7 protein-coding genes and 1 riboswitch are annotated in these 12207 nt (G+C 54.8%); of the genes, 1 reads left to right on the top strand and 6 read right to left on the bottom strand.

Going from position 1 to position 12207, the window contains the following annotated elements; genetic code table 11:
* Positions 1 to 283: 283 nt before the first annotated feature.
* The 5 genes from R50912_RS03210 to R50912_RS03190 form a co-directional block, all read right to left on the bottom strand.
* A complete protein-coding gene (locus R50912_RS03210; protein ID WP_042232401.1) occupies positions 284 to 1684 on the bottom strand; it encodes an NCS2 family permease in 1401 nt (466 codons plus the stop codon).
* Positions 1685 to 1808: 124 nt separating this feature from the next.
* Positions 1809 to 1908, bottom strand: a riboswitch (purine riboswitch).
* Positions 1909 to 2208: 300 nt separating this feature from the next.
* The gene (gene guaA, locus R50912_RS03205) at positions 2209 to 3747 is read right to left on the bottom strand and encodes a glutamine-hydrolyzing GMP synthase (RefSeq protein ID WP_042232399.1); all 1539 of its coding nucleotides are present in this window, start codon (positions 3745 to 3747) and stop codon (positions 2209 to 2211) included.
* Between the two features lie 700 nt (positions 3748 to 4447).
* Entirely contained in the window at positions 4448 to 6895 is a 2448-nt protein-coding gene (locus R50912_RS03200) for a transglutaminase domain-containing protein (RefSeq protein WP_042232398.1), read from the bottom strand.
* A 52-nt stretch (positions 6896 to 6947) separates the two neighbouring features.
* The gene (locus R50912_RS03195; protein WP_042232397.1) at positions 6948 to 8447 is read right to left on the bottom strand and encodes a DUF58 domain-containing protein; all 1500 of its coding nucleotides are present in this window, start codon (positions 8445 to 8447) and stop codon (positions 6948 to 6950) included.
* Positions 8448 to 8568: 121 nt separating this feature from the next.
* On the bottom strand, positions 8569 to 9990 hold the full coding sequence (locus R50912_RS03190) for a polysaccharide deacetylase family protein (protein ID WP_042241453.1): 1422 nt from the start codon (positions 9988 to 9990) through the stop codon (positions 8569 to 8571).
* 109 nt (positions 9991 to 10099) lie between these two features.
* Here R50912_RS03190 and R50912_RS03185 point away from each other — a divergent pair, with 109 nt between their 5' ends.
* Positions 10100 to 10786 carry a DedA family protein gene (locus R50912_RS03185; protein ID WP_042232396.1) on the top strand — a complete coding sequence of 229 codons (687 nt, stop codon included), beginning with the start codon at positions 10100 to 10102 and terminating at the stop codon, positions 10784 to 10786.
* Positions 10787 to 10799: 13 nt separating this feature from the next.
* Here the strand turns inward: R50912_RS03185 and R50912_RS03180 are convergent, their stop codons facing one another.
* Positions 10800 to 12077: an MFS transporter gene (locus tag R50912_RS03180; RefSeq protein WP_042232395.1), complete on the bottom strand. Its 1278-nt coding sequence runs from the start codon at positions 12075 to 12077 to the stop codon at positions 10800 to 10802.
* Positions 12078 to 12207 lie beyond the last annotated feature (130 nt).

Genomic DNA, 12207 nt, shown 5'->3' with positions numbered 1-12207 from the left:
CACCTCTTCAACAATATAATCTAAATACTGGATGAAGAAAAGGGTAAAGCAGAGTTCCCCCCAGCTGCAGCCACCCTATGAGGGATTCTCCAGTGAAACCTGTACATTTCTATAACAAGTAGAAACGGCTTTGCCGTCCTTTTATAAGGACGGTACCGTTTCAGCGAGAAATAGAAGGATAATTGATAGCGTGAAGCAAATAAATTCTTATATTTCTATAAAAAAACGGCCCCTTCATATTAATGAAGGAACCGTTTAAGTTAAAGACGGATGTCGTTCTCTCTTAGCCTTGGCTGCCGATCAGAACATAACGCAGAATAATCAGAACAGCCAGTACCCACATCATCCAGTGGATATCATATTTCTTCTTGCCGGCCAGATTCGCTACGCAAGCCAGAATAACATAAGTGACAATCCCGAACGAAATACCGTTAGCGATGTTGTAAGTAAAAGGCATAATAACAAAGGTCAGGAAGGCCGGGATCGCCAGGACCATATCCTGGAAATCAATGTCGCGGATGGACTGGGCCATCAGGACACCGACAATAATCAGTGCAGCGGCTGTTGCAGGGCCGGGAATAAGCGCTACAACCGGAGCCAGGAACAAGGCAAGCAGGAAGCATACGCCTGTAGTTACTGCAGTCAGACCCGTACGTCCGCCTTCAGCTACACCGGCAGCACTCTCAACATAAGCAGTTGTTGTGGAAGTACCCAGCATCGCACCACCGGCAACGGCTACTGCATCTACAAACATGGCGTTACCAACACGTCTTTTGCCTTCTTCAGCATCCTTCATGATTCCTGCACGTTCAGCAGTACCTACAAGTGTACCGAAGGTATCAAACAATTCTACAAAGGTGAAGGTAGCAATTGCGGAAACGATACCGGTGTGCATAATGCCTTCCCAGTCGAATTCCCAGAAGTTGAGTTGCGTGAAGTCAGGAACCCAAGGGGTCTGCGGATTACTCAGCGAACTGAAATCTACAGCGCCCATCAGGATTGCAGCCAGCGTGGTACCCAGAATACCGAACAGGATTGCGCCGCGGACGCGCAGCACCATCAGGATGGAGATCAGCAGCAGTCCGATAATAACGAGCTGAACATTCGTGTTCTCCAGGCTGCCCATATGAATTACAGTTTCGAAGGAAAGGACATCTGTGAATTTATTAGCAGCAATGTCGCTTCCGGCTTCAACGCCGATCGTCATCAGTCCGCTGTTCTTCAGTCCGATAATGGTGATGAACATCCCGATACCGACCGTGATGGCATGCTTCAGGCTGTCAGGAATTGCAGTGAGCAATATTTGCCGGACCCGCGTAACGGTCAGCAGAATGAAGATGATACCGGAGATAAATACAGCGGTTAACCCCATTTGCCAAGTGAACTCATGGTCAGTAGTGGCTGAAGACAATACTACGGATGCAAAATATGCGTTAAGGCCCATACCTGGTGCCAAAGCTACCGGGAAGTTAATGAATAATCCCATGGCAATTGTGAAAATACCAGCTGCCAGCGCCGTAGCGAGGAATACGGAATACCAGCCCATATCAATCCGGCCGAAGGCAGTCAACGTGCTGGGATTCACCGATAGGATATAAGCCATTGCCATAAACGTAGTCAAACCGGCCATAATCTCTGTGCGTACTGTGGTGCCGTTCTCTTTCAACTTGAAAAAGCGATTCAAATTGTTCTCCCCCTAAGGTGTATGTTATGCCATCACAGCAACAGAAAAGCCGGCATCTGGGAAGACACCGGCCCGAAAAAAGAGGTTCTTGTCCGGCATATCCGGTGTTAACCGGAATTCCAGGTAAGCTGCTCTTCTTAATCGTAGCCAGGTCATTACGGTGACCTCGTAGAGACTTCCGGGCCAATCCCCGGAATTATACGAATATATATTTGCTGTAGCGCTTTATCATTTTAGGTGTATATGACATGGGTTGTCAATGGTAAATACGAACATTAAGCGTAAGGTTTATGCAATTGTTCGTAAATCGAACATTTTCATGACAAATTCCGCTTGGTACAGAGATGATCTGCCAAACATCTCGGCATAAACGCGGACGGTACTGTACTTAAGCAGGTTAAAACACGTATGATGGAGCGCTAAGCGGCATAGCCGGGTGGCTTGCTCTTATATCAGCAAAAAAAACCGAAAACGCCAATGAAGGCGTTCCGGCTCCGGAATTCTATAGTCAGCTGCTGCTGAGACTATTCCCACTCGATCGTTGCAGGCGGCTTCGAAGTAATATCGTACACGATGCGGTTTACGTTATCGACCTCGTTGACGATGCGCACGGAGATTTTCTCCAGAATATCCCACGGAATACGCGCCCAGTCGGCCGTCATTCCGTCGATGGAAGTTACAGCACGAATACCTACGGTATAGGAATACGTACGCTCGTCGCCCATCACACCAACACTCTTCATGTTAGGCAATGCGGTGAAATACTGCCAGATTTCGCGGTCGAGACCGGCTTTGGCAATCTCTTCACGCAGGATAAAGTCCGAATCACGGACAATAGTCAGCTTCTCTTCGGTTACTTCACCCAGAACACGGATGGCCAGACCCGGACCCGGGAAAGGCTGACGCCAAACGATGGCATGCGGCATTCCGAGCTCTTCACCCAGTTTACGGACCTCATCCTTGAACAGGGTGTTCAGCGGCTCGATCAGACTGAATTTCATATCTTCAGGCAGCCCGCCTACATTATGGTGGGACTTGATTGTCTGAGCCGTTGCTGTACCGCTCTCCACGATATCTGTATACAGTGTGCCTTGCGCCAGGAATGCGAAATCACCCAGCTTGGCCGATTCTTCGTCGAAGCAATAAATGAATTCATTGCCGATGATCTTACGTTTCTGTTCGGGATCGGAAACACCGGCCAGCTTGCCGAGGAAGCGGTCACGAGCGTCGATTTTGACCACATGGATATCGAATTTGCCGACAAAAGTCTCCATAACGCTCTCCGCTTCACCTTTGCGCAGAAGGCCGTGGTCAATGAACATACAAGTCAGCTGATCGCCGATGGCCCGGTGAATCAGCATAGCCACAACAGAGGAATCTACACCGCCGCTGAGCGCGCAGAGCACTTTTTTGTCGCCGACTTTGTCGCGGATATCCTTAATGGCATCATCAATAAACGACTCCATCGTCCATTTGCCCTCGCATCCGCAGACCTCATACAGGAAGTTCGAAATCATCTCATTCCCGTTCACAGAGTGACGCACCTCAGGGTGGAACTGTACGGCGAAGAATTTGCGTGCATCATTGCTCATAGCTGCGATTGGAGCACTCTCTGTCCCGGCATCCAGCTTAAAGCCTTCCGGAAGCTCCACAACATGGTCGCCGTGGCTCATCCATACGGTCTGATTGCTCTCAAGACCTGCTGCAAGCACGGACCCTGGCGAGAATTCCACATCCGCTTTGCCGTATTCACGCTTGGATGCGCGTTCTACCTTGCCGCCCTGCTGCTGGGCCATCAGTTGCATCCCGTAACAGATTCCGAAGATCGGAAGTCCGAGTTCATAAATCGCCGGATCTACATGTGGTGCATCCTCAGCGTACACACTGCTTGGCCCGCCTGAGAAAATAATCCCTTTGGGCGACAGTGCCTTAATCTTCTCCATTGGTGTATTGTACGGCAGAAGCTCGCTGTATACCCCCAGGTCCCTAATTCTGCGCGCGATAAGCTGGTTATACTGTCCCCCGAAATCCAGAACAACGATAATTTCATTTGGCTTGTTCATTACTTGCCTCCCTTGATTATTGGATTCATTATACTCATGGTTAATTCTCAGCGTCAAGGAAAGGAGACGTCTTGTCTTCGGGGATTTCTCCCATATGTGACGGGGTCTGGGGCGATTTAGGGGAGCCTGTAAAGACAGTATCCAGATCTTGGAATGCGTATCCGCTTCCACCTTAGCCGAGTGAGGATAGGTCTGCTGTTATAGTTGCCAAAAAGTGATTTCCTCTTTCAGGAATGCCGTCATATGCTGGACAGAACAGAGGGCTGGCCGGCGGGCGTACATCGGGAAAATGACTATGAACTAACTAATTCGCCGGAAAACCAACTAATACGCCAGAGCTAAACTTTTGCAGCCCTCCAAGGGTCACGCTGTACTCTCCGGGGCACCGCCCGGCCGCAAAGTGAGCTCACTTAATTTTCACCTGCAAAGAAAGGGCTAAATGTTGTAAGTATTACAACATGGATTCATGAATGCTGGGGGATTCGTAACAATTGTTGTATGAAATGCAGGAATTGACGCGCTTAGCCGCCTGATTACGGGGGAAATGCTGCTTTTTATGCAACAGTTTTTGATTTGGCTCGTTTTTATGAGGAGATTGTTGTATTTCGTGCAGGCATTCAGTCGGCATCTAAGTTCAACTTAAATATTGATGTAAATGATGAAAAGGCGCCCGCTGCATTAGCAGTGAACGCCTCTTATCTTATCGGGTCAGACGGAATGTAATCGTCATACATCTGGCAATGAACGCGGCTGCGTCAATGGCTTCCGCATCCTTGGCAGGAGCACTGGAGCGCAAGGTGGGAATGGAGCGCGGAGACTGCGCGTGCGCCTCCGAGGCGCCGGGGCACGGCGATTGCAGAACCGCGCCGGCTGCCTCAGGACGCGGGGGCTGCGGGACCGCGACGGCTGCCCCAGGACGCGGGGGCTGCGGGACCGCGACGGCTGCGCCGGGGCGCGGCGATTGCGGGAGCGATACGGCTGCGCCCCGGCGCGGTGGATGCGCGCGCGCGGCAAGCCCGCCCGCGCATCCGCTGTACGCCAGGATTTCCCACTGGCGTACGAAGTCCCGGACGGCGGCGCGAAGCCGCCCGTCCTCAATGGCCAGGGAGTCTGCGTACTCCCTGGCGGTAACCCCGGGCAGCGGCGGCCCATACCGCGCCGCCAGCCCGTGCCAGGCCAGAGCGGCGGCGCGAAGCTGCCGCTCACGGCTTAATCTGCCGGCGCGGCGCACCGCCGGCAGCAGGGCCAGGCAACGCCGCCAGCGGATGGCGGCGGCCAGCCCCAGCGCCGCAGCGGCAAGCGGCGCCGGAGCTGTGCCGCCCGCCTGCGGCAGGGCGGCGGACAGAGCGTCCGCGAGCTGCGCCGCGGACATGCGGGCTCCCGGCGGCGCGGAGGCAGCCGCCAGATTCGTCTCCACCGCGCCTGCGGCAGCGGCGGAGGCAGCAGGCGTGGGGTCGAAGGGAACCCAGCCGGCGCCGGGGAAATAGACCTCGACCCAGGCGTGGGCATCGCCTCCGGTCACATTGTAGCGCTGCGGCATGGAGCCGGCCACAAGCGTCCCCGGGCCGTAGCCCTGGACGTAACGGGCCGGAATGCCGCTGCTGCGCAGCAGGATTGTCATTGCCGTGGCGAAATGCACGCAGTAGCCCTGCCGGGTCCCGAAGAGGAAATCGTCGGCGAAATCCGCACCGGACGGCGGCACTCGGGTCTGCAGGGTGTAGGTGTAGCCGGTTTGCAAATAATCTGCAACCGCAGCAGCGGCATCATAACGGTTAGCCGCAGCAGCGGTAAGCTGCTCTGCCAGAAGCTTCACCCGCTCCGGCACGGCTGCGGGGAGCTGCAAATACAGATTGCTCACCCGCTCAGGATCAATCCCCTGCAGCTTGCGCAGCACAGCCGGATCACTTTCCGGAAGCACGGACTTCACCGTATATTCCGTTAACTTGGCAGAGCCGGAAATCTCCGGTAGCCGGAAGCTGCTCTTCTCGCCGTTCGCAAGCACATAACCAAGCTGGCTCCCATCGGCCAGCCGGATATTCTGTACATCGACTGCCGTGCCGGCGCTGAAGATAGGAAGCCCGCCGGATGAAGGCTTCGCGAACTGAATCCGCTGAATGAGCGGCGCTGGCCCGGCCGCTTCCGGCTCCGCAACCGGGAGGCTCGTTAAATTAAGCGGTTCATAGGAAGCCACGCTTCTAATCCAGCGGCGGCCGTCATAATAAGCCACGCTTTCTCCCCGCCAGTAGGACGCACGTGCAGCGGTTACGCTAAAGACGGCCTCTCTGCTTGGCGACAAGGGCATTCCCAGCTCCCCGTCTCCCGCACTGTAACCGGTGCTGGCAGCCTGAGGTCCGGCAGATTCTCCGGGCCTTTGCGTTTCCGCCCAATTCTCCAGCTTATTAAGAACCGGCTGCAGTGTAATGGGGACCACCGGCCGGGCACCAATTCCCTGCCCGCCTATCCAGGCTGCCACCGTCACGGCCACCGCTGTAGAGAGCGCCCATATTCCCCAGCGGGCGTAAGGAAGAGCGTGGCTTCCTGTCCGTTCCTGCAGACGGAGCAGTCCGCTTAATGACCGCATCCAGAGAATCAGACCTGCTGAGACCAGTACATCACCGGACGTATCGACAGCATAGACCATATCGAGCGCCAGCAGATATACCAGGGTTACACCTGTAAATAAGGTGATACTTCCCCTGTACAGAGCCAGTTGCTGGACAGATGATACTAACAGGCCCCAGCCAAGCACCAGAATCAGCAGCCGGCTGTCCTCACTTAAGGCAGAAATCCGGCCTGACAGGAGCAGGAGGGCATCCTCACGGATATCTGCTGTATAGAGCCGCAGCCAGGCAGTTCCCTCCTGTGCCGCGCACTGGTAGAACCAGGTCAGGAAGATCAGGAGGAACTGCCCGCAGGCCTGCAGAAGGCGAGGAAGCTGAATGCATCCCCATAACAGCAGTCCGGCAGCCGAGAGCATCAGGAGCTTCAGAAGCTCGGCGGTCTCCGCCGATGCCGCCAGCCGCTTGAGCGGCAGCAGCCACAGGGTGAACATTCCCATAATAGCCAAAGAGAACAGCCCGCGATAATACAGGGGACTGCTCTCCCTTTTATCGGCGAAGCTGTTCTCCGTACTTTCCGTTTCCGGCAACCTGCTGCCCCCTGATGAAATTATAGGGCCGCCTAAGTCTGCTGGCGTAACCCTAATGGGATGTCGGTTGGCCCGGATATCCATAATACTCCGCCCCCTTGTACACTTGTGCAGGAGAGACATCGTTCAGACAATGGATCCGCGCGCCCAGCCGCATCAGACTTCCGGCTATAGTGCCCGATGTACGCTGCTTACCGCCGGAACCCGGGCTATAGTTATCGGCCGGATAACTCTCTACAGGTTCAGGGAATCCTTCCCTGGCCTCCTTGGTTCCGGTTGAACTCCGTACCGGATCGTCCGCCGCTCCTCCGGCCGGAGAGGGCTGATCCCAGACATAGTACAGCTCAACCTTAATTCCCTGGACCAAAAAACGGGCAAGCGTCCGGGCAGAATCTTCTTCAAGCCGGCCGGTAATGACAGACACCGTCATGCCGGGAATCCAGCCCCGCGAAGCATCCTCCAGCAGCCGGGTGAGACTCTGTGAGCCGGATGGGGATATTTCCGTAAGCAGGTCTTGTACCCTGCCGGGGATCTGACCCAGGCCTTCATGTCTGGCCATTCCTTCCGGCCAACCGCCGCTGAAGAGCTGCAGGTAACTGCTGGAACGTTCGGCAGAGAGCATCAGGCCCATTGCCGCCGACACCGCCCGTTCAAAAGCAGGCATAACCGATCCCCGCTGCCCGCGCGGTACCAGGGCACCGTAAGGAACCTCATAATCCTCCGGACAGTTGGCAAGCACGATACAGGTCATTTGCCCGGCTTCCCGTTCAGGTACTCTGCTCTGCAGCGTTCCCTTACGGGCGCTGTTCTTCCAGTGAATCCGGCTGAGCGGATCACCGGGAGCATAGTCACGGATATCAGCTGCTTCTGCACTGCCCTGCTTCCCCCGTCCGGGAAGCATCCGGTCTCCCGGCATTGCACGGTTATCCGGCAAGCTGCCGGCCAGATACAGCGCCTTCGGGAGCACCTTGAAGCTCTCCTTGCCTCCCGGCTGACAGCCGCCTGTGAACAAACCAGGCAGATCCCCCCAGGTGACACCGCAGCCGTAAAGCTGGTGGATCCCTCTGGGAACAGACTTCAGTTCATACGAATAGGTGAAGGAGCGCCGGAATCCGGGGAACAGCAGCTCCTGATGGCTGCCTTCACTCCAGTAATCGGCAACAACTATCCAGGGAAGCGGGATCTTGGAGACAAAGCTGATCTGTACCTTAACGGTAACGGTATCCCCGGCCGAAGGACGTGCGGGTGTTATTGTGCGGAGAACCGCTACCCTCCGTGGACCGCAGAGATGCAGGAGCAGCCCGCCGGACATTACAATTACGCCAGCCGTCAGGAGCAGCAAGAGTGATTCCCCGCCCCGCCACAGATATAATCCCAAGGTCGCTGCGGTTAAAAGCAGCATCCGTGCCCACTCCTGTACAGTGCTGCGGACACGCCGGCGGGACAGGAACGCAGCCGCAGATTTCCCTGAACTCTCCCGCTTTCCATGCTCATATTTGATCTGATCTATCAATGATGAAGAGGACAAGGATGACACCCTTTCTTCGGTCATAGACTAGCTCCCCGCCTGCCCGCAATTTCGCTGGCTATTCGGCTTCCGGGAGCCTATTACTATCTATTCTTCCCATCAAAAAGGGTACCCAGACATCCAGGGAATTCTTTTTAGCACTGGTTCAATAAGCCTTCACTCTGCGCTCTTCTGCATTTACACTGGCCGTAAGCGGTGGATGCCCTGTGGCTTCGAGCAAATCCCGCAGGGGTACCCAAAGGGAAGAACCAATGAGCTGTATCTCTGCTGTCTTGAGCTCCACTGCTCCGTCCGGCTGGATGACTTCTATCTGCTGTTTCTTTGAATTCACAGTCACTGTTCGTCCATTCCATTTCACCTGTCCGCTGCGGGCAGCCGCATCCCAGCCAACTTGCCCGCCCAGCCGTTCCACGGCGGTACGGAGAGGTACGAAATATTGCCCGTTTCTAACGTTGTACTCTCCAGGCTTCAGGATGGTTTCCAGCCTTCCTACCTCCAGAGCAAGCGGTTTGCCGGGTGCAAACAGTTCAGCATTCGGAACAATATTCGCCGAGATCCAGGCTTTGGACGGCTTCACCCGCTGCAGTGCCGCTGCCTTAGCCGACACTCTGAACTGTACCGGCTCACTCTGCGCATTAAGTAAGCCGAATTCATAACCGGCGGCTTTGTAGCGTTCAATAATAGCCGGCAGCGCCTTGGCACTCTGCTCATGACCCGACCCGTCATGCAGCAGCAGGATGACACTCCGGGAATCCAGATCAGCAACCGAATGCTGCAGGATCTCTGCGGCAGGTACTCCCCGGCGGCTGGAGTCTCCGCTGTCTACGGTCCAGTCCATCACCTCATAGCCCGCCTGCTTCAGCAGATAAAAATAAGTACTGTCAAAATGGCCAAAGGTGCCTCCCGGTGCACGGACCAGCTGCGGACGAACCCCTGTAATGCCTCTGACGGTTTCCTCTGTCTGTTTGATCTGACGCCAGAACTCCGTGAATCCGCTATAGAGATCATGATAATTATGGTTATAGGAATGATTGCCGATGGCATGCCCCTGCTCCCAAATGGCATTGACCAGCTCAGGGCGGCTGGCAGCTTGCTCCCCCAGCACGAAGAAGGTAGCCTTCACTCCCTGCTCCTGCAATATCTTGAGGACCCGGGGAGTAACTGCACTTGGCCCGTCATCGAATGTAAGATAGACGACCCTTGTTGCCTTGCTGCGCTTAGCATCCTGATTAGATTTGCCCGCAGCGGCGGACACTTTCTGTAGGGTAGAAGCCTGCTGATTGGTGGCGGATGCATAAGTTGCCCCCCCTGAAACAGGAGGCAGCAGAGGCTCTGCTTCCGCATTCTTGACTGCAGCCGGCGGCAAATCTTGCACCGGGACTTCCAGAGGATTATTCTTAGAGAGTAAAGATGCTGCACTGCCTGCTTCAGCCTGCAGGGAGAATGTCCTCCATGAAGCCGGGGATTGCCCCTTGTCCCCAAGGGCTGACATACTTAGAAGCACTGCCATAACAAGCAACCCGCGGATCATATACCGGCGGATACGATTTTCCCGGCTTTCCTTCATCTTCTCTACCTCCAGCATTCTATTGGCGCCTTCACGCCATTTGGTAGATTGTATGAAGACAAGCTCCAAAATAGAATCAGGCGCGCAGCCTTCGGAGAGTGATGGATGTATGGAAATGCTGAAATGGATACAGGAATTGTTCGCCAGCTATGGATATAGCGTATTGTTCTTTGGGCTTTTGCTGGAATTCATTGCTCTACCTTTTCCCGGGGAGACTACCATGGCCTTCGCCGGGTTTCTGTCCTATACCGGGAGGCTGGATTTCTTCACGCTGGTTATCGTAGCTTTTGCAGGGACCACAGTTGGCATGACCATTACTTATTTCATTGGGCTTAGGGCCGGGCTGCCCTTCATCCAGCGTTACGGCAAATGGTTCATGTTCTCTCCGGCCAAGCTGGAAAAGACCCAGCGCTGGTTCGAGCGGTACGGCAGCGTGCTGATTTCAATCGGCTACTTCGTTCCGGGCGTCCGCCATTTCACCGGCTACTTCGCCGGTATTATCGCACTGCCTTTCCGCAAATTTGCAATGTACGCCTATGGCGGCGCCTTGTTCTGGGTACTGCTATTCCTCGGTATCGGCAAAATCTTCGGACCGCAGTGGATGGGCATTTTCCACGTAATCGAAACCTATGCCCTCTGGATTGCCCTCTTTGCCGGAGCCATTGCTGCGCTGATTGTGATGTACCGTTACCGGAATGCCATCCTTCTCCGGCTGTCCCGGCGCAAATCCGCTGCTCCGCTGGAGACGAAGGTCAAAGTAAAGGTCAAGGTCAAAGAAACCTCCAAAACCCGCTGATTTTTTCAGACCATTAAGGCTGGGACTCCCTGTACCGCTTATTCCATTTGCTGCGCAGCAGGTAATAACCTCCCAATAGCAGCGCAATCACAGTAAAACCCGCCCCGCCCGCGAATCCCAGCATTCTGGGCTCCACCTCATCAAGCAGCCAGCCGGCCCCTAACATGGACAGACCCAGCAGGGTTCCGCTTACTGCCGCCAGCAGGCCGAATACAGCCGGCTGCAGCGCAGGCGGCGTTTCTCTCATCACCAGCGTATCCAGACAGGCATTGCCGGTTCCTCCGGCCAAAGATAACAGAATGTACAGCAGAAATGCTGCAGCGAAATGACCGCTGCTGCTAATCATCATGAGCAGAATGCCCTCGAGCAGCAGACCGCCCAGTGCTACCGCTAAAAGCCTTTTGCGGAATAAACGTCCGGCAAAGAAACTCAGGCTGAGCCCGATGCCAAGCGCTGCGTAGAACGCCCCCACCCCGCTGTCACCCGCATGAAATACCTGCACAGCATATACGCTGATCAGCACATTATCCCAGCCATTGATCACCGGCACCAGCAATTCATAACAGAGCACAATCTGCAGTGCCAGGCTGCCTCCAAGAACTGTACGCAACGCCCGCCGCCGTGTCCCTTTGGCAGACAAGCCTATGTTAGGATTTCCGCCTTCAGTATGCAGTGCAGACTCCCGGCGGGCGTCTCCGTCAAGGGCCTGCTTGGGATAATGAATCCCCCTTATCAAAAGTCCTGCCGCCAGAAACGACACAGCATTCATAACAAAGGCCATATCCGGACCGAAATAAAGCGAGACAATCCCTCCCGTAAAGGCGCCAAGAATCAGCACGCAGCCGTTCAAAAGCTGTTCCAGGCCGTTGATCCGCAGCAAATCCTCCGGCGCTGCCAGCAGCGGGATGGATGATTTGCGCACCGGACTATAGATGGCTTCACCCGCTGCCATCACAAAGCTGCCGGCATACACCAGCCACAGCCTATGGTTCCCGTCCACCCAGAGCAAAGACAAGGCTACCGGGATACGCAGGAAATCCACAGCCATCATGATCGTTTTGCGCGGCAGTCTGCCAGCCAGGAATCCTCCAAGCGGTGCCATGAACAGATAAGGCAGCACCCGCACGCCAAGCGATATCCCTACGGCCATTCCCGACCCGGTCAAATGAAGAACCAGAGCCAGCATGGCAATACTGCTGAAACGGTCGCCGATACCATTGATTAACCCGGCTGCAAACAGCCTTTGATAGCCTTTATTGCGTCCGGCAAGTGATCCTGCATTTGTACTCATAACTTTAGCCCCTCATTAAATTATATAAATATCTAATTAGATGATAATATAATATGAAATTTGGAGCAATGCTTTATTTCAGACAATTTGCTAAGCTTAGATCATTAACCCGAATGAAAGCAGGTGCATT

It is taken from the genome of Paenibacillus sp. FSL R5-0912, from assembly GCF_000758605.1.
In the GTDB taxonomy this organism is placed as follows: Bacteria; Bacillota; Bacilli; order Paenibacillales; family Paenibacillaceae; genus Paenibacillus_AQ.
Note: the sequence above shows the minus strand (reverse complement) of the source record. Positions and strands in the feature narration are given on the sequence as shown.